The sequence below is a fragment of the Streptomyces sp. NPDC051452 genome, from assembly GCF_044454765.1.
Classification (GTDB): domain Bacteria; phylum Actinomycetota; class Actinomycetes; order Streptomycetales; family Streptomycetaceae; genus Streptomyces.
In genome coordinates this window covers 489620-510139 of the sequence record NZ_JBITEB010000001.1, presented here as the reverse complement: position 1 = coordinate 510139, position 20520 = coordinate 489620, and the positions used below count along the sequence as shown (strand labels likewise).

Below are 20520 nucleotides of genomic sequence, written 5' to 3'. Positions count from 1 at the left end.
GGCCGGCCGTGGGGGCGGCACGGCCCGGAGGCGGGGTGTGGTCATCGGCCTCCCCGCGCGTGCCGGGCGATGTGCCGCAGCGCCTGGGCGAACTCCTCGGCGACGCGCCGGACGGTCGCCGTGTCGTGGATGCCGGGCCGGTGATGCCAGGTGAAGGCGAGGCGGCCGTGCTGGACCGCGCCCACCACCTCCACCAGGTGCGAGCCGGGGTCGCGGGGGTCGTGGTCCTGTCCGAAGGAGCCGTGCTCGGCGCGCACCAGGCCGCCGCCCCGGGTCCCGGGCCCGGAGTCCCACTGGCCCAGGTAGTTGAACACCACCTGCCCGTGGGTCCCGGAGCCGAGGCGCTCGCGGACCTCGGGCGGGCCGAAGGTGCGCAGGGCGCCGAAGCCGAGACCGCCGCCGGGGACGGCGCGCAGCTGGCGGCGCACCGACTTCACCAGGTCCCGCCAGTCCCGCTCGGGGCCGAGGTCGCCGGGGTCCGACACCCTCAGGGCGACCGGGTGGACGGTGGTGAACCAGCCGACGGTGCGGGAGAGGTCGACGCCGTCGAGTAGTTCCTCGCGGCCGTGTCCCTCGAGATCCAGGCGGACCCGCTCGTGTCCCGTCCAGCGGGCCAGAGCCAGGGCCAGGGCGGCGAGCAGCACGTCGTTGACGCGGGTGCGGTAGGCGGTGGGGGCCGAGCGCAGCAGGGCCGCGGTGTCCTCCTCGTCGAGTTCGACGCCGACCACGGCCGTCCGCGCGTCCTCGGCTCCGGGCGGCGCGTCCACGGGGGCGGGTTCGGCGCGTACGGCCTCCTCCCAGTAGGGCAGTTCGTCGTCGAGGCCGCCCTCGGCGACGTACGCCGAGAGTTTCGTCGACCACGCCCGGAAGCTGGTTCCGCGCTCTCCCAGGGTGACCGGGTCGCCCGCGGCCGCCTGCCGGTAGGCGGTCTCCAGGTCGTCGCCCAGGATGCGCCAGGAGACGGCGTCGATCACCAGGTGGTGGGCGACGAGCAGGAGGAACACCGGCCGGTCCGGGTCACCGGTGAACAGGGCCGCCCGCAGTTGCGGGCCACGGGCCAGGTCGAAGCTCGCGTGCAGGTCGTCCGCGACCTTGCGCATGGCCGCGTCGGCCTCCTCGGCGGGCAGGCCCGTCAGGTCGTGGCACACGAGGACGTCGTCGCTCCCGGCGGGCGGCGGGTTGAACTGGTGCCAGCCCTCCTCGTCGCGGGTGAACCGCATGCGCAGCGCGTCATGGTGCTCCAGCAGGGCGGCCAGGCTCAGGCGCAGGGCCCCTTGGTCGGGGGTGCCGTCGAGTTCGAGCAGCGCCGACTGGTTGAAGTGGTGGTGGGCGGCGCGCGGAGTGGTCAGGAACCACTCCTGGATGGGGGTCAGCGGCACCTCGCCGGTGACCGGTCCGTCGTCGGCGCCCTGGGGCGCGCCGCGTACGACGGTGGCCAGTTCGGCGACGGTCTGGTGGGTGAAGAGGTCCCGGGTGGCCAGGTGCAGGCCGTCCCGGCGCAGCCGGGAGACGACCTGCATGCTGAGGATGGAGTCGCCGCCGAGCGCGAAGAAGTTGTCGTCGGCGCCCACCTCCTCGATGCCGAGCACCTCGGCCCAGATCCGGGCGATCCGGCGCTCGGTGTCCGTGCGCGGCGCGGTGCGCGGCTCGTCGGCCGTCCGCGTGGGCCCGGGGGCCGGCAGGGCGGCGCGGTCGAGTTTGCCGTTGGGGGTGAGCGGCAGCGACGGCAGGGGAACGAAGAGCGCCGGCACCATGTGCGGGGGCAGCAGGTGTGCCAGGTGCTCCCGCAGGTCCCCGACGGGCGGTGCGGCGCCGGACGGGTCCGCCGGGACGACGTAGGCCACGAGCCGGGCGGGCGCTGCTCCGGCCGCGGTGTCCCGCTCCGGTCCGTCCGCCGCGTCCGTGCGCACGGCGGGTGGGTCGGCGCGTACGACGACGACCGCGTCCCGTACGAGGGGACTGCGCCGCAGCGCGCTTTCTATCTCGCCCGGTTCGATGCGGAAACCGCGCAGCTTGACCTGGTCGTCCACGCGGCCGGCGAACCGGAGTTGGCCGTCGGCGGTCCAGCGCACCAGGTCGCCGGTACGGTACATCCGCTCCCCCGGCGCGCCGAACGGGTCGGCGACGAACCGCTGGGCGGTGAGCCCGGGCCGGCCGAGGTAGCCGCGGGCGAGGCCGGGGCCCGCCACGTACAGCTCTCCGGTGACACCGGGCGGGACCGGGCGCAGCGCGGCGTCCAGCACGTGGACGCGGGTGGCGCCGGAGGGGCGGCCGATGGGCGGGGCGCCGGTCTCCGCTGCCAGCGGGCCGGTCCAGGTGGCGACGACGGTGGCCTCGGTCGGGCCGTAGGAGTTGATGAGCCGGCGGCCGGGTGCCCAGGTGTCGACGAGGTCGGCCGGGCAGGCCTCGGCGCCGACGATGAGGGTGCGCAGATCGGTCAGGGTGGCCGCCGTCGGCGGCGGGACGGTGGCGAGGGCCGCGGGCGGGATCAGGGTGTGGCTGACGCGGCGGGTGGCGAGCACCTCGGCCAGCCGGTCGCCGACCAGCGGGCCTTCCTCCCCGGTGACCAGTGCGGCGCCGCCGAGCAGGGACGTGCACAGTTCCAGTACGGAGGCGTCGAAGCTGGGCGAGGCGAACTGCAGGACCCGGTCGCCGGGGCCCGCCGCGTATCGCTCTGCGGCGGCCGCTGCGAAGGAGGCCAGGCCGCGGTGGGTGACCACCACGCCCTTGGGGGTGCCGGTCGAGCCGGAGGTGTAGATGACGTAGGCGGGGTGGGCGGGCGTGAGGGGGGCGGTGCGGTCGGCGTCGGTGGGCGCCGTGTCCGGTCCCTCGGCGGCCCACACCTCGGCCGGGTCGTCGAGCACCAGGTGGGCGCCCGCGTCCCGGATCATGAACTGGCGACGCTGTGCCGGGTAGTCGGGGTCGACGGGCAGGAAGGCGCCGCCGGCCTTGGTGACGGCGAGCTGGGCGAGCACGGTCTCGGCGGAGCGGGCCAGGGCCAGCGCCACCACCCGCTCCGGTCCGACGCCGTCCCGGATGAGCCGGTGGGCGAGCCGGTTGGCCGCCCGGTCCACGTCCGCGTAGGTCAGCTCACGGTCACCGGCCACCAGCGCCACCGCGTCCGGGGTACGGGCCGCCTGCCGCTGGAACAGCTCCGGCAGCGTCGCCTCGGGGACCGGGCGGAAGGTGCCCCGCCCCTGCTCCAGCAGGGACTTCAGCTCGTCGTCGGAGGTCAGCGGCAGCGCGCCGACGGGGCGGTCGGGGTTCTCCGCGACGGCGGCCAGCAGGGTGCCGAGCTGGGCGGCCATCCGCTCGGCCGTCGCCGCGTCGAACAGGTCGGTGTTGTAGGTGAGCAGGCCGTGCAGCGCTCCGGAGCCGGTCTCGGCGAACTCCAGGGTGAGGTCGAACGCGGCCTGTTCGGAGTCGGGTTCGACGTCGGTGACGTCCAGGCCCGGCAGTTCAAGGTCGGCGGCCGGGGTGTTCTGCAGGACGACCATGACCTGGAAGAGCGGGGTGCGGCTGGTGTCGCGGACCGGCTGGACCTCGTCCACCACCCGCTCGAACGGCACGTCCTGGTGGGCGAAGGCGTCCAGGACCGTCTCCCGTACCCCGGTGAGGAACTCGCCGAAGGGACGTTCGGTGCGTACCCGCGAGCGCAGGACCAGGGTGTTGACGAAGAACCCGACGAGGTGCTGTGTCTCGGTCCGGTCGCGGCCGGAGGTGACCGTGCCGACGGTGATGTCCGTGCCGCCGGAGATCCGGGCGAGGTAGGCCTGGGCGGCGGCGACGAGCGCGGTGAACAGGGTGGTTCCCCGCTCCCGGGCGAGGCGGGTCAGGCGCCGGGCGGTCCGGGCCGGCACCACCAGACGGGTCGTCGCCCCGTGGCTGGTGCGGACCGGCGGCCGGGGCCGGTCGGTGGGCAGCTCCAGCGGCTGGGCGTCGGCGAGCCGGTCCTTCCAGTAGGCCAGTTGGTCCTCCGCGCCCGTGGCACCGGCCGTGCGCTGCCAGTGGGCGTAGTCGGCGTACCGCACCGGCAGTGGCGGCAACTCCCCTGCCTCCGCTCCGAGTTCGGCGCGGTAGAAGTGAGCGAGGTCGCCGAGGAGTACCGACGTGGACCAGCCGTCGGTGACGATGTGGTGCAGGGTCAGGGCGAGGACGTGGTCGTCGTCGGCCAGACGGACCAGGCCGGCGCGCAGCAGCGGGCCCCGGCGCAGGTCGAAGGGGCAGGCGCGCTCCTTGGCGAGCAGGTGGCGCAGGGCCGGCTCCCGCCGCTGTCCGGGCAGCGCGGACAGGTCGTGCGTCGCCAGGGGCACGTCCTGCGGCGGGTGGACGACCTGGATGCCGTGGCCGTCGACGCTGTCGAAGGTGGTGCGCAGCGACTCGTGCCGGGCCGCCAGGGCGCCGAGCGCGGCGGTGAGGGCGCCGGTGTCCAGGGTGCCGCGCAGCCGCAGCGCGAGCGCGGTGACGTACTCGGCGCCGCCGGGGGCGAACTCCTCCAGGAACCACAGGCGTTGCTGGGCGTACGACATCGGCGCGACCGCGTCGCGGGCCAGCGGGACGATCGGCGTGAGGGCCCCGGGCCGCGCGTCGGCGAGCAGGCGGGCGAGGGCGGCGGGCGTCGGGTGTGTGAAGACGGCTCGGGGGGTGAGGTCGGTGCCGAAGGCCTCGCCGAGGCGGGAGGCGAGCCGGATGCTGAGGATGGAATCGCCGCCGAGGGTGAAGAAGTCGTCCTCCACACCGGGCGGTTCGATGCCCAGCACCTCGGCGAAAACCTCCGCCGTGCGCCGCTCGGCGTCGTCGCGGGGCTCGACCCGCTCGTGGCCCGGCAGGTCCCCCGGCGCCGGGAGAGCGGCACGGTCGACCTTGCCGTTGCCGCTCAGCGGCAGGGCGTCGAGCGCGACGAAGGCGCTGGGCACGAGGTAGTCGGGCAGGGTGCGCGCGGCGAACGCCGCCAACTCGGCCGGATCCTCTCCGGCGGGTCCGACCACGTAGGCCACGAGCCGCTTGGCGCCCGGCCGGTCCTCCCGCGCCAGCACGGCCACGTCCACGACGTCGGGGTGGGCCGCGAGCACGGCCTCGACCTCGCCGGGCTCCACCCGGAAGCCGCGGATCTTGACCTGGCCGTCGGCCCGGCCGAGGAACTCGACGGTGCCGTCCGGGCGCCGCCGGGCGAGGTCGCCGGTGCGGTACATACGGGCGCCGGGCGGCCCGTAGGGGTCGGCGAGGAAGCGGGCCGCGGTGTCGCCGGGGCGGCCCAGATAGCCTCGCGCCACCCCCTCGCCGGCCAGGTACAGCTCGCCCGCGCAGCCCGGCGGGACGGGCCGCAGCCGGCCGTCGAGGACGTGGACGCGCATGTCGTCCAGGGGGTGGCCGATGGGCACGGTGTCCGGGACCGCCGTCGCGTCGGTGAGGGCGAAGGAGGTGGCGAACGTCGTCGTCTCGGTGGGTCCGTAGCCGTCGACCACGCTCAGGCCGGGGCAGGCGGCCAGTACCCGGCGCACGGCGGCGGCCGGGACGACGTCACCGCCGGTCCACACCTGGGCCAGACCGCGGAAGCAGTCCGGTGCGTCCTGGGCGAGGAGCCGGAAGAGGCCCGCGGTGAGCCACAGTGCCGTCAGCCCGCCCTCGGCGGCCAGGCGCCGTACGAGGGTCGCGTCGACGGGCCCGTCCGGAGCCACGACCACCGTCCCGCCGGTGAGCAGCGGTGCCCACACCTCGAAGGTGGCGGCGTCGAAGGCCACCGGCGAGTGCAGCAGCACCCGGGCGCACACGCCACCGGCGAAACGGCTGTCGGTGGCGAGCGCCGCGACGTCCCGGTGCCGCACCGCCACGGCCTTGGGCCGGCCGGTGGATCCGGAGGTGAACATCACGTACGCCAGCCGGTCGGGGTCGACAGCCGGCGCACCGTCCGGTGCCGCGCCGGTGTGGGCGGCCGGGCCGGCCGGGATCGCCGCGGTGACCTCGGTGGCCGTGAGGTGGACGGTGGCTCCGGCCTGGGCCAGGAGGGTGCGGCGGCGTTCCTCGGGCGCCCGGGTGTCGACGGGGACGTAGGCGCCGCCCGCCATGAGGACCGCGAGCTGGGCCACGACGAGTTCGGCCGAGCGGTCCATCGCGAGCGCCACCCGGCCCTCTGGCGTCAGGCCGTCGGCCCGTAGCCGGTCGGCGAGCCGGGCCGCCCACCGGTCCAGTTGACGGTAGGTCACCTCCCGGTCGCCGTCGCGGACCGCGACCGCGTCGGGGGCGCGCTTGACCTGGGCGGCGAACAGCTCCACCGGGCCGGCCGGCGCCACCTGGCGGGCGGGGGCGTTCCACTGCGCCAGGAGTCGCCGGTCGGCCTCGGTGAGCAGGTCCAGGTCGTCGAGGTCGCCGTCGACGCCGTCGGCGAGGGTGGTGAGCAGCGCGGCCAGCCGGCCGGCGGCCCGCTCGACGGTGACGCGGTCGAACAGCGCGGGGTCGTAGGCCAGGTCGAAGCCGAGCCGGTCGGCCAGATGGGCGCGCAGGCACCACGGGAAGGTGGTGGCGTCGTCGGCGCGCACCTCCACCACGCCGACGCCGGTGCGGGCCGTGGCGGCCTCGTCCACGGGATAGTTCTCGAACACCACCATGCTGTCGAACAGGGCTTCGCCGGACGGGACTTCGGTGGCGGCCTGGATGCGGGGCAGGGCGAGGAAGTCGAAGCGGCGGGCCTCGCTCTGCCGCTCCTGGAGGTCGCGCAGCCAGGGCAGCACCCGTCCGCCGGGGACGCGTACCCGGGTCGGCACGGTGTTGATGAACATGCCGATCATGGTCTCGACGCCGGGCAGTTCGGCCGGGCGGCCGGAGACGGTCGTGCCGAACACCACGTCGTCGCGTCCGCCGGAGCGGGCCAGCAGCAATCCCCAGGCACCCTCGACGACGGTGTTGACGGTGAGTCCGGCGTGCGCGGCGGTCTCCCGCAGCCGCCGGGAGACCTTCTCGTCCAGCTCGTGGTGGACGGCAGCGGCGGACCGGGCGCGGTGCGCCTCGGCGGGTGTGCGGTCGTAGGGCAGCGGGGTGCGGGCGGTGAACCCGGCCAGCGCGTCGGACCAGTGCCGTTCGGCCGCCGTCTCGTCCTGGGCGCCCAGCCAGTGCAGGAAGTCCGCGAACGGCCGCCGTACCGGGGCCTGCGCGTCCGGACCGCCGGTGAGCGCGGCATAGCGTTCGCACACCTCGGTGAGCAGCTGTCCGGTGCTCCAGCCGTCCAGCGCGATGTGGTGCGTGGACCACACCAGCAGCACCTCGTCGCCGGGCAGCGCGGCCAGGGTGAGCCGGGTGAGCGGGGCGGTCTCCAGATCCATTCCGGCGGCTCGGTCCTCGGCGAGCAGCCGTTCCGTCTCGACCGCGCGCGCCTCGGGCGTCAGGCCGCGCCAGTCGAGGTGCGTGACCGGCAGCTCGGCGTGGTGCCGGACCACCTGTACGGGCCGGGGCAGGCCGCGCCAGTGCACGCTGGTGCGCAGGGCCGGGGTGCGGTCGGCGACCCGCTGCCAGGCCTCGGCGAAGGCGCGCGGGTCGGCGACGCCCGAGAGCCGTACCGCGGTGCGGTCGAAGTACGCCGCCTCGGTGTCGACGAGCCCGTGGAAGAGCATGCCGGACTGCAGCGGGGTGAGCGGCAGGACGTCCTCGACGTGCCGGCCGTCGCCGATCAGCGCGTCGAGCTGCTCCTGGGCGAGGCCGGCCAGGGGGAAGTCGGAGGGGGTGCGGCCGCCCGCCTCGGGACGCGCGCAGTGGGCGGCGATGTCGCGCAGGGCGGTGAGCGTCTCCTCGGCCAGCCGGCGGACGGTCTCCTCGTCGTAGACGGCGGCCGGGTAGGTCCAGCCCAGTTCGAGGCGTCCGCGCTGGACGACGCCGGTGATGTCCAGCAGGTAGGGGCGGGGCTCGTCCGGGTCGGTGTCGCGGCCGGCCGGGGGCAGCGCCCCGGTGATCAGGGCGTGGGCGCCGGGGCCGCCGGCGTCCCACTGCCCGTGGTAGTTGAAGCCGACCCGCGGGGCCGGGGCGCCGGTGAGCGGGCCGCCGGGCAGCAGATGGCGCAGGGCGCCGTGGCTCAGACCGCGCAGCGGCACGGCGCGCAGCTGCTCCTTGACCGAGCGGAGGGTGTCGTGCCAGCCGGCGTCCGCCGCCACGCGCAGGGCGAGCGGGAACTCCGCGGTGAACCATCCCACCGTGCGGGACAGGTCGACGTCGTCGAAGAGGTCCTCGCGGCCGTGTCCCTCCACGCCGATCAGTACGGTGTCGCGGCCGCACCAGCGGGCCAGGGTGCGGCCGAGGGCGCTGAGGAGGACGTCGTTGACCTGGGTGCGGTACACCTCCGGGACCTGGCGCAGCAGGGCGTCGGTGGTGTCGGGGTCCAGGGTGACGGTGACGGTGGCGGCGCCGCCGTGGGTGTTGGGGCCGGGGCGGCCCTCGGGCAGCTCGGCCGGGGCGGTGCCGGTTTCGGTCCAGTACGGCAGGTCGGCGTCCAGGGCGCCGGAGCGGGTGTGCTCGTCCAGCCGGACGGCCCAGTGCCCGTAGGAGGTACCGGCGGCGGGCAGTGTCACCGGCTGTCCTGCGGCGGCCGCCCGGTAGCCGGTCTCCAGGTCCGCGAGCAGGATGCGCCAGGACACCCCGTCCACCACCAAGTGGTGTGCGATGAGCACGAGTTGGCCCTCACGGTCCGGGCCGGGGTCGAAGAACAGGACGCGCAGGACGCGCCCCGTGGCCGGATCGAGGCCGGCCTGTGCCTCCTCGGCGCGTCGCTGTACCTCCGCCTCCAGTGCCGGGCCGTCCAGCCGGGCGGTGTCGTGCCGGGTGAGGACGGGGTCCGGTGCCTCGTCAAGGACCTCCTGGTACCAGCCGGTTCCGGTGTGCCGGAAGCGGGTGCGCAGGGCGGCGTGCCGGGCGACGAGGGCCTCGGTGGCCCGGCGCAGGGCGGCCGGGTCGGTGCCGGGGGCCGTGCGCAGCCGCTGGGTCATGGTGAAGCGCAGACGGCGGGCGGGGTCACGGCCGTCGAGGTACCAGTGCTGGATGGGGGTGAGCGGTGCTCGGGCGGGCGGGACGTCGCCGGTGGCGGCCGCACGGGCGGTGGCCTCGCCGACGCGCAGGGCGAGTTCGGCGACGGTCTGGTGCCGGAAGACGTCCTTGGTGGTGAGGGCGAGTCCGGCCTGCCGGGCGCGGGAGACGATCTGGATGCTGAGGATGGAGTCGCCGCCGAGGGTGAAGAAGTTGTCCCGGGCGCCGACGCGTTCGGCTCCGAGCACCTCCGCCCAGATCGCGGCGAGCCGCTCCTCGGTGCCGGGCCTGGGCGCCACGTACGGGGTGGCGGAGTCGGCCTGCGCGGGCGGTGCGGGCAGCGCCCGGCGGTCCGTCTTGCCGCTGGTGGTGCGCGGGATGCGGGCCAGCGGGACGAACGCGGTGGGCACCATGTGGTCGGGCAGCGTACGCCGCAGCCGCAGGCGCAGTTCGTCGGTCGGCGGGACACGCTCGCCGGCGGGCACGAGGTAGGCGGCCAGGACGAGGCGGCCGGCGTGTTCGCGGGCGGCCACCGCCGCGTCGGCGACGCCGGGGTGGTCCAGGAGGGCGGCCTCCACCTCGCCGGGCTCGATGCGGAACCCGCGGATCTTGACCTGTTCGTCGACCCGGCCGAGGAACTCCAGCAGCCCCTCCTCCACCCAGCGGGCCCGGTCGCCCGTGCGGTACATCCGCTCCCCCGGCGCCCCGAACGGGTCGGCGAGGAAGCGGGCCGCGGTCAGTCCGGGCCGGTTCAGATAGCCGCGGGCCACCTGTGCTCCGGCCAGGTACAGCTCGCCGGGAACGCCGGGCGGCACCGGGCGCAGGGCGCCGTCGAGGACGTAGGCGCGCAGATTGCCGCCGGGGCGGCCGATGACCGGGCGGCCGGGACTGTCGGCGCAGCGGCCGTAGACGGCGTCGACGGTGCACTCGGTGGGCCCGTACATGTTGTGGACGCTGATGCCCAGGTCCCGTTCGGCCGCGGCCAGTTCGCGCCAGTCGGCGGTGGTGACCGCCTCGCCGCCGACCAGCAGCAGGCGCGGGTGGTGGCGGCCGGGGGCCAGCAGTCCGGCGGAGGTGAGTTCGCGCAGGAAGGACGGGGTGACGTTCACCAGGTCCAGCCGGTCCTCGGCGACCTGGGCGCAGAAGGCCTGCGGGTCCAGGCGTACGTCCTCGTCGACGAGGTGGACCTCGTGGCCGAGGGCGAGCAGCAGCGGTCCTTCCCAGGAGGTGTCGAAGGAGAAGGAGGCGCTGAGCGCGGCCCGCAGCCGCCGGCCGTCGGTGGTGTGCGGGGCGAGCAGCCGCGCCCGGTGGTCGTGGCAGAGGTTGACCAGTTGCCGGTGTTCGACGGCGACGCCCTTGGGGCGGCCGGTGGAGCCGGAGGTGTAGACGAGGTAGGCGGTGTGTCCGGGCAGCAGCGGGCCGGTGCGGTCGGCGTCGGTGGGGTCGTGGGCGGGCAGCCGGTCCCAGGGCACCCCGCCCAGGCCGGTCAGGAGGGTGTGCGGCCGGGCGTCGTCGAGGAGGAACCGGGCGCGTTCCTCGGGCAGTTCGGGGTCGAGGCAGAGCACGGCGGCGCCCGATTTCAGCACCGCGAGCAGGGCCACGACCAGTTCGGAGGTGCGCGGAAGCCGGAGGGCGACCACCCGTTCGGGTCCGGCTCCGAGGGTGATGAGGTGGTGGGCGAGGCGGTTGGCCCGCTCGTTCAGCGTGGCGAGGTCGAGGGTGGCGTCCCGGGCCACCAGCGCGGTGGGGTGCGGGGTGCGGGCGGCCTGTGCCTGGAACAGGGCGGGGAAGGTGGTCTCCGGTTCGGGCAGATGGGCGCCCCGGCCGAAGCCGAGAACCCGCCTGCGTTCGTCGTCGGTCATCAACGGCAGTGCGCTGACTGCGCGTTCGGGGTCCTCGGCCGCGGCCTCCAGCAGGATCCGCAGCCGGTCGGCCAGTCCTTCGACGGTGGCGGCGTCGAACAGGCCGGTGTTGTACTCCAGGTAGCCGGTGAGCCCGCCGTCGCGTTCGACGAAGTCGAAGGCGAGGTCGAAGGTGGCGTTGCGGACCGGCGGGGTCACCGGTTCGGTGCGCAGGCCCGGCAGCCGGAGTTCTTCGGCCCCCAGGTTGTGCAGGGCCACCATGACCTGGAACAGCGGGGTGCGGCTGGTGTCCCGTTCCGGCTGGAGGGCGTCCACCACCCGCTCGAAGGGCACGTCCTGGTGGGCGAACGCGTCCAGGACGGTGCCCCGCACCTCGGTCAGCAGGTCGCGGAACGGCAGGTCGGGCCGGACCCGGGCGCGCAGGACGAGCGTGTTGACGAACATGCCGACGACGTCGTGCAGTTCGGGCCGGTCGCGACCCGCGGTGACGGTTCCCACCGTGACGTCCTGCTGTCCGGCCCAACGGGCGAGCAGAACCTGGCAGGCGGTCACGAGGGTCATGTAGAGGGTGGCGTCGGCCTCCCGGCCGCGCTCACGCAGCCGCTCGGTCAGGGCCGGGGGCAGGGAGAAGGTCAGCAGGGCGCCGTCGCGGGTGCGGACGGCGGGGCGCGGCCGGTCGGTGGGCAGCTCCAGGGGGGTGACCCCGTCCAGGGCGCGGCGCCAGTGGGCGAGACCGGTCTCGCAGAGGTCGGAGCGGCCGCGCTGCCAGGCGGCGTAGTCGGCGTAGCGCACGGGCAGGGCGGGCAGTGCGGGGCTGCGACCCTCGTGGGCCGCCGTGTACAACTCGCCCAGGTCGCGGCCGAGGACGCCGAGGGACCAGCCGTCGGTGACGATGTGGTGGACGGCGAGGACCAGGACGTGGTGGTCGGCGGCGAGGCGGCCAAGCCGGGCGCGCAGCGGCGGTCCGGCGGCCAGGTCGAAGGGGGTGGCGGCCTCGCCTGCGAGGAGGGCGTCCAGGGCGGCGGCGTCCGCGAGGTCGGCCACCGGCACCTCGACCGGGTACGGCGGGTGGACGATCTGCCGGGCCTGTCCGTCGTGTTCCTCGAAGGTGGTGCGCAGCGCCTCGTGCCGGGCGACCAGGCCGTCCAGCGCGGCGCGCAGAGCGGCCTGGTCGAGCGGGCCGCGCAGCCGCAGCACGGACAGCGTCGTGTACTCGGTGCTGTCCGGCTCGAACCGATCGAGGAACCACAGCCGTTGCTGGGCGTACGACAGCGGCGCCGGGGTGTCCGGGTCGGCGGCCGGGATGCTGCCGGACGGGGCGGAGCCGGCGGGGGTGGTGTCGTCGGAGGGCGGCTCGCCGAGGGCGGCCGCGAGGTCGGACAGGGTGGGGTGGGTGAACAGCAGGCGGGGCGAGACATCGGTGCCGAAGGCGGCGCGCAGCCGGGAGACGACGCGGACGGCGAGGATGGAGTCGCCGCCGAGGGCGAAGAAGTCGTCGTCGGCGCCGACCTCGTCGGTGTCCAGGACGTCCGCCCAGGCGGCGGCGACCAGCCGTTCGGCGGGGGTGCGCGGCGGGGTGCGGTGGCCGCCGGCGGCGAACCCGTCGGGGCCGGGCGCGGGCAGGGCCCGGCGGTCGAGCTTGCCGTTGACGGTGAGCGGCAGGGCCGTCATCGGCACATAGGCGGCGGGCACCATGTGCGCGGGCAGTGACCGCTCCAGGTGGGAGCGGAGTTCGGCGGCGGTGGGCGGCGCGGTGGCGCGGTCGCCGCTGCCGGTGCCGACGACATGCGCCACCAGCCGGCGCGTCCCCGCGGTGTCCTCGTAGACGCCCACGGTGGCGGCGCCGACGCCCGGGTGGGTGTGCAGGGCGGCCTCGATCTCGCCGGGTTCGATGCGGTAGCCGCGGATCTTCACCTGCTGGTCGGCGCGGCCCAGGTACTCCAGGGTGCCGTCGGGCCGGCGGCGGGCCCGGTCGCCGGTGCGGTACATGCGCGTGCCGGGCCGCCCGAACGGGTCGGCGAGGAAACGGGTCGCGGTCAGTCCGGGGCGGCCCAGATAGCCCCGGGCCACTCCCTCGCCGGCCACGTACAGCTCGCCGACGGCTCCCGGCGGAACGGGGTGCAGCGACTCGTCGAGGACGTGGACGCGCAGGTCGGGGATGCCGGTGCCGATGGGGCTCGCGGTGTCGGTGCGGGCGGTCGCGCGGTCCAGCGGGGCGTAGGTGACGTGCACGGTGGTCTCGGTGATGCCGTACATGTTCACCAGGCGCGGCGCGGTGTCGGGGTGGCGGCCGTACCAGTCGGCGAGCCGGGACACGTCCAGCGCCTCACCGCCGAAGATCACCGTACGCAGCGCCAACCGGGCGCTCACGTCGGCGAGTTCGGCGTCGGCGCGGGCCAGCGGGTAGAAGGCGGAGGGGGTCTGGTTGAGGACGGTGACCTGTTCGTCGGCGAGCAGGCGCAGGAAGTCCTCCGGGGAGCGGGCGATGTCGTCGGGGACGACGACGAGCCGGCCGCCGTGCAGCAGCGCGCCCCACAGCTCCCACACCGAGAAGTCGAAGGCGTAGGAGTGGAACAGCGTCCACACGTCGCCGGCGCCGAATCCGAACCACTGCCGGGTGCGGGTGAACAGGCGCACCACACCCGCGTGCGGGACGACGACTCCCTTGGGGCGGCCGGTGGATCCGGAGGTGTAGATGGCGTAGGCGGGGCTCTCGGGCAGCGGGCGCCGGGCCGGGTCCTCGGGGTCGGTGTCCGGGCGGCGCTCCAGGTCGGCCCGCACCCCGGCGTCGTCCAGCGCCAGCAGCGGTACGGCGGTGCCGGTGACCCGCGCGGCGGTCGGTGCCGTCGTCACCAGGGCCACCGGGGCGGCGTCCGCCAGCAGGGCTGTTATGCGTTCGGCGGGCAGTGCGGGGTCGATGGGCAGATAGGCGGCGCCGGTCTTCAGGACGGCGAGGACGGCCACGACCTGGTCGCAGGAGCGGGGCAGGGCGAGGGCCACGAACCGCTCGCGTCCGGCGCCGAGTTCGGCGAGCCGGTGGGCGAGCCGGTTGGCCCGCGCGTTCAGCGTGGCGTAGTCGAGGCGCTCGTCGCCGCAGCAGACCGCCTCGGCGGCGGGGGTCCGGGCGGCCTGGGCGGTGAAGAGGTCGACGAGGGTCTCGGTGGGCCGGCCCTCCTCGGTGCCGTTCCACTCGACCAGCATGCGCCGCCGCTCCTCGGCGGTGGTCCAGGCCAGGGCGCGCAGCGGGCGTTCGGGGTCGTCGGCCAGCTCGGTGAGCAGCAGGCACAGCCGGTCGGCGAGGGAGCGTACGGTCGTGCCGTCGAACAGTGCGGGGTCGTAGGCGAGGTCGAAGCCGAAGCGCTCGCCCTGGTAGGCGCGCAGCACGAGGGCGTAGTTGGTGGCGTCCCGGGAGGAGACCTCGGCCAGGCGAATGCCGGAACCGGCCGAACGGGCCTCGTCGAAGGGGTAGTTCTCGAAGGCGACCATGCTGTCGAACAGCGCGCTGCCGGGCGGTACGGCGCTGAGGCCGGTCAGTTCGGCGAGGGAGACCGCGGCGAACCGGCGGGCCTCGGCCTGCGCCTCCTGCATCTCCCTCAGCCAGGCGGTGGCGCTACGGCCGCCGTCCACGCTCACGCGGGTGGGCAGGGTGTTGATGAACATGCCGACCATCGACTCCACGCCCGGCAGGTCGTCGGGGCGGCCGGAGACGGTGGTGCCGAACAGCACGTCCCGCTCGGCGCTGTAGCGGGACAGCAGCAGCGCCCAGGCGCCCTGCACCACGGTGCCGAGGGTCAGTCCCGCCGCGCGGGCGGTGCGGGCGAGCCGCGCCGAGGTCTCCTCGGACAGGCCCGCCGTGAGCATCTGTGTCGAGCGGGTCTCGTGGCCCGTCCGCCGGGGCCGTTCGAAGGGCAGGGGGGTCGGTGTGGCGAACCCGTCCAGGACGGACCGCCAGTGGGCGCGGGCGGCGTCGGTGTCCTGGCCGGCCAACCAGTGCACGTAGTCCCCGAAGGGCCGCCGTACGGTGGGCCGCGGCTCGGTGCCGCTGACGAGGGCCGCGTACTCCTCGAACACGTCGGTGAGCACCTGGGCCAGGCTCCAGCCGTCCAGGATCAGGTGGTGGGAGGTCCACAGCAGCTGCAGCCGGGCGTCGGGCAGCCGGACGAGGGTGAGCCGCGTCAACGGCGCCGCGGTGAGGTCCAGGCCGCGCGCGAGATCGTCGGCGCGCAGCCTTGCCAGCCGCTCGGCCCGCTCCCCCGCGTCCACCCGACGCCAGTCCAACTGTTCGATCGGCAGCGGGGCTTCGCGGTGCACGACCTGGAGCGGGAGGGGAACGCCCTCCCAGACCACCGAGGTGCGCAGGGCCGGGGTGTGGTCGGCGACCCGCTGCCAGGCGAGCGCCAGGGCGTCCGGGTCGCTCACGCCTTCCAGGAGCAGCGCGGCCTGGTCGACGTACACGTCGTCCGGCCCGCCGACCAGGCGGTGGAAGAGCATGCCCTCCTGGAGCGGGGTGAGCGGCAGCAGGTCCGTCACGTCGCGGCCGTCGCCGACGAGGCGGTCCACCGCGGTCTGGTCAAGGCGCGCCAGCGGGAAGTCGGAGGGGGTGCGGCCGCCCGCGCCGGGGCGGGCGCAGTGCTCGGCGATGGCGGCGAGGGCGGCGGTCATGGCCTGCGCCAACTCCCGGACGGTGTCCGCCCGGTGTACCTGGTCGCTGTAGTGCCAGGTGATCTCCAGTTCGCCGTCGGCCACCACGGCCGAGACGTCGAGGAGGTGGTCCAGGGGCGCTTGCGGGTCCATGTCCCGGCCGGGCACGTCCGCGGCGGGGGTGAAGTCCCCTCCCTCGGAGGCCCCCCACTGGCCGTGATAGGTGAAGCACACCTGGGGCAGCGGCAGTTCGGCGAGCGTGCGGGCCGCCGGGTCGGGTGAGCCGAGGTAGGCCAGCGCCTGGTAGCTGAGGCCGCGCCGGGGCACGGCCCGCAGCCGTTCCTTGACGCTCTTGAGCGTGGCGCCCCAGTCGGGGGCGCCGGCCGGGCCGGCCGGGGTGAGGGTGACGGGGTACTGGCTGGTGAACCAGCCGACCGTGCGGGACAGGTCGACGCCCTCGGCCAGGTCCTCCTCGCGGCCGTGGCCCTCCAGGGCGACGGTGATCCGCTCGGCGCCCGCCCAGTCGGCGAGCACCCGGCCGAGCGCGCTGAGCAGTACGTCGTTGACCTGGGTGCGGTACACGCCCGGCACCCGGCGCAGCAGGGCCTCGGTGGTGGCGCGGTCCACCCGGGTGCGGGTGGTGCGCACGGATCCGGCGAGTGGGGTGCCGGGCAGGTCCACGGGCAGAGGGGTACGCGGCGCGGCCGTCTCGGCCGTCCAGTACGGCAGGTCGTCGTCGAGGTCGCCGGCCCGTACCCGCTCGGCCAGCCGCCGCGACCAGTCGGTGAAGGGGCTCCGCTCGGGCTCCGGGTGGGGGTCCTCGCCCGCCACGGCGCGCCGGTAGGCGAGGGCCAGGTCGGCGAGGAGCACCCGCCAGGAGACGCTGTCCACGGCGAGGTGATGGGCGGTCAGGAACAGCCGCGGCCGTTGCGGGTCCGGCAACAGGGCCGCGCGCAGCAGGGCTCCGGCGGCCGGGTCCAGGGCCGCCCGGGCGGCGTCGGCGGCCTCGGCGGGATCGGTCCCGGCCGGGTGCCGGGTCAGCAGTGCGGTGGCCGGGCCGGCGTCCGGGTGCTGCCGCCAGGTGTCCGCCGTGCGGGTGAAGCGGGTGCGCAGCGCGGGGTGCCGGGCGACGACGGCCTCCAGGGCCCGCTCCAGCGCCTCCTCGTGGAGGTCGTGCGGCAGGTCGAGCAGCAGGGACATGCTGAAATGGCGCAGTGGTCCGTGGGTGGCGAGGAACCACTCCTGCACCGGGGTCAGCGGGGCCGGGCCGTCGTCCAGCGGGCGGCGCGGCGCGGGCACGGTGGCCGTCCGGCGGACCGCCACCGCGGCGAGGTCGGCGACCGTCTGGTGGCGGAAGACGTCCTGGGAACCGATGTCGAGGCCCGCGGCGCGGGCCCGGGAGACGGCCTGGATGCTCAGGATCGAGTCGCCGCCGAGTTCGAAGAAGTTGTCCGTGACCCCGACCCGGGCCACCCCGAGCACCTCGGCCCAGATGCCGGCCAGGGTCTCCTCGTCGGGCGTGCGCGGCGCGGTGAACTCCCTTTCGGCTTCGGCTCCTTCGGGCTCGGGGGCGGGCAGGGCGCGGCGGTCCAGCTTGCCGCTGGTGGTCAGCGGCAGCGCGGTGAGCGGGGTGAAGGAGGACGGCACCATGTGGTCGGGCAGCACCCGGCGCAGTGCCGCGCGCAGCTCCGCCGGGGCGGGCCGGGGCGCGCCGGGCGCGGGGACGACGTAGGCGGCCAGCCGGGTGTGGCCGCGCGGGTCGGTGACGGCGGTGACGGCGGCCGCGGCGACCTCGGGCAGGTCGAGCAAGGCCGCCTCGATCTCGCCGGGTTCGATGCGGTGACCGCGCACCTTGACCTGGTCGTCGGCGCGCCCGAGGTAGTCGAGGCGCCCGTCGGCGGTCCAGCGGGCCAGGTCGCCCGTGCGGTACATACGGCTGCCGGGCGGCCCGAACGGATCGGCGGTGAACCGGGCCGCGGTCAGACCGGGCCGGTCCGCGTAGCCGCGGGCCAGCTGCTCGCCCGCGAGGTACAGCTCGCCGCCGACGCCGGGGGGCACCGGCCGCAGCCGGTCGTCGAGGACGTAGGCCCGTACGTTCGGCAGCGGGCGGCCCACCAGCGGGCGGTCGGCTGCCTCGATCCGGCAGGCCAGTGCGTCGACCGTGCACTCCGTGGGCCCGTAATAGTTGTAGGCGGCCACCTCGGGGTGGGCGGCCAGTTCGCGCCAGAGGGCGACTCCGAGCGCCTCGCCGCCGAGCATCAGCACGCGGGGGCGGTGCCGGGGGTCGGTGAGCAGTCCGGCGGGCAGCAGCTGCCGAAGGTAGGAGGGGGTCAGGTCGAGGAAGTCCACGCGGTGCGCGACGACGTACTCGACCAGGGCGGCCGGGTCCATCCGGGTCACCTCGTCGACCAGGTGCAGCGGGTGGCCGTCGGCCATCAGCAGCACGCCTTCGAGGGAGGTGTCGAAGGAGAAGGACGCGGTGAGCGCCACCCGCAGCCGGCCGCCGCCCGCGTCGGCGACGAAGCCGGCGCGGTGCGCGGCCAGCAGGTTGACCGCCGCCCGGTGGGCCACGGCGACGCCCTTGGGGCGGCCGGTGGAACCGGAGGTGTAGACGACGTACGCGGTGTGCCACGGGTCCAGCGGTGCGCGGCGGTCGGCGTCGGTGGGGTCGGTGTCCGGGAGGCCGCCCGGCACCGAGCGCAGCGCGGCCTCGTCGAGGACCAGCACCGGGTGGGCGTCCTCCAGCAGGTGCCGGACGCGTTCCTCGGGGAGCGCGGGGTCCAGGGGCAGGTAGCCGGCGCCGGACTTCCAGACGGCGAGGATCGCCGTGATCATGTCGGCGGTGCGTGGCAGCCGCAGCGCGACCAGCCGTTCGGGACCGGCGCCGAGGGCTATGAGGTGGTGGGCGAGCCGGTTGGCGCGGGCGTTGAGCGTGCCGTAGTCCAGCCGCTCGTCGCCGGCGACCAGGGCGAGCGCGGTGGGGGTGCCGGCCGCCCGGCGCTCGAAGATCTCCGGGTAGGTGGTGTCGTCGACGGGGTGGGAGCCGGCGTTCCAGTCGTGGACTATCCTGCGCTGCTCCGGTTCGGACAGCAGGGGCAGGGCGCCGAGGGGCCGGTCCGGGGCGGTGGTGGCGGCCTGGAGCAGCCGCAGCAGCTGCCCGGCCATGCGTTCGGCGGTCGCCGCGTCGAACAGGTCGGTGCGGTATTCCAGCAGGCCGGTCAGGCCGTCCCCGTCGGGCACGAACTCCACGCTCAGGTCGAAGGTGGCCGCCTGGCGGGGCACGGTGACCGCGGTGGTGGCGAGCCCGTGCGGGGCGGTCGCCGCGGGCGGGTCGGGGTGCAGCAGCACCATCACGTCGAACAGCGGGTTGCGGCCCGCCTCGCGGGGCGCGCCCACCGCCTCCACGATCCGCTCGAAGGGGGTGTCGCCGTACGCGAAGGCGTCGTTGACGGTGTCGGCGGTGTCCGCGAGCAGGTCGCGGAAGGAGCCGGCCGACCGTACCGGTGTGCGCAGCGCCACCGTGTTCACGAAGAAGCCGACGGTGCGTTCGAGGTCGGTGCGGGAGCGGCCGGGGGTGAGCGAGCCGACGGTGATGTCGTCTTGGCCGGACCAGCGGGCCAGCAGGGCCTGGGTGGCGGCGACCAGGGCGGTGTGGAGGGTGGTGTGCCGTTCTCGCGCGAGGTCGCGCAGCCGTGCCGTGAGGGGGGCGGGGACGGTGAAGGTGTGGACGGCGCCCGCGCCCGCCTCCTCGCCGCGCCGCGGCCGGTCCAGGGGCAGTTCGGGGGCGACCGCGCCGGTCAGTCTCTCCCGCCAGTGGGCGAGCTGTCGCTCCAGCCGGGCGCCCGAGAGCTGCTCGCGCTGCCACACCGCGAAGTCCGGGTACTGCGTCGCCACCGGGGGCAGCTGCGGCGCGGCCCCGCGGGCGAGGGCGTCGTAGGCGGTGCGCAGTTCGTCCAGGACGATGCCCATCGACCAGCCGTCGGTGACGATGTGATGGGCGGTCAGCAGCAGCACGTGCGACGTTGCCGACTCGCGCAGCAGCAGGGCGCGCAGCAGGGGGCCCCGGTGCAGGTCGAAGGGGCGGGAGTACTCCTGGAGCAGTTCGGCTTCGGTGTCCGTGGTGTCGCGGACCGGCAGCGGCACCGGGCCCGCGGGGTGGACGGTCTGCGCCGGGCGGCCGTCGCTCTCCTCGAACGTGGTGCGCAGCGCCTCGTGCCGGGCCACGACGGAGCTCAGCGCGGCCGCCAGCGTGTCCTGGTCCGGGGCACCGGTCAGCCGGACCGCGACGGCGCTGTTGTAGCGGGGATCGCCGGGGCGCAGCCGGTCCAGGAACCACAGGCGCTGCTGGGCGAAGGACAGGGGCAGCGGCCGGTCGCGTCCGGCCCGCGATATGCCGCGCGCGGCGGCTCCCGGCGCACCGCCGGCCCGCCCGGCCAGCCGCCGCCGCAGCGCCTCCCGGAGATCCTCGGGCAACGCTTCGGCACGATCCCGCATGGAGGCACCGGCGGGGCGGTTCGCGGAGCGGCTCCCGGCGAAGTGGGACGGTGCCGCTTCGGACACGTCCGGGGAGGCCGGACCGGGCACCTTCGCGGACGTCGGCCCCTGGATGTCCGCGGAGACCCGGCCGGCGGTGTCCGGCTTCCCCCCGGCGAGGTCCGGTGAGGCGGGGGTGGCGGTGTCCGCTGTCGCACCGGAGACGTCCACCGGGGCCGCCCCGGAAGGGTTCACCAGGTTGGGCCCGGAGGACTTGGCGGGGTTCGGGCCGGGAGGGTTCGCCGGGGTCGGCCCGGACCGGCTCACCGAGTCGGGCCCGGAGGAGGCCGCGGAGTCCGTCCCGGACGGGATCGCCGAACTCGGCCCCGAAGAGTTCGCGGGGTTCGGCCCCGAAGGGGTGGCCGCGCTCGGCCCCGACGGGGTGGCCGCGCTCGGCCCCGACGGGTTCGCCGGGCTTGGCCCCGAAGAGTTCGCGGGGTTCGGCCCCGAAGGGTTCGCCGGACTCGGCCCAGAGGGGTTC

At 75.6% G+C, this 20520-nt stretch carries 1 protein-coding gene; it reads right to left on the bottom strand.

Going from position 1 to position 20520, the window contains the following annotated elements; genetic code table 11:
* Positions 1-41: 41 nt before the first annotated feature.
* On the bottom strand, positions 42-20210 hold the full coding sequence (locus tag ACIBA9_RS02100; protein WP_399359422.1) for a non-ribosomal peptide synthase/polyketide synthase: 20169 nt from the start codon (positions 20208-20210) through the stop codon (positions 42-44).
* Positions 20211-20520: the final 310 nt, after the last annotated feature.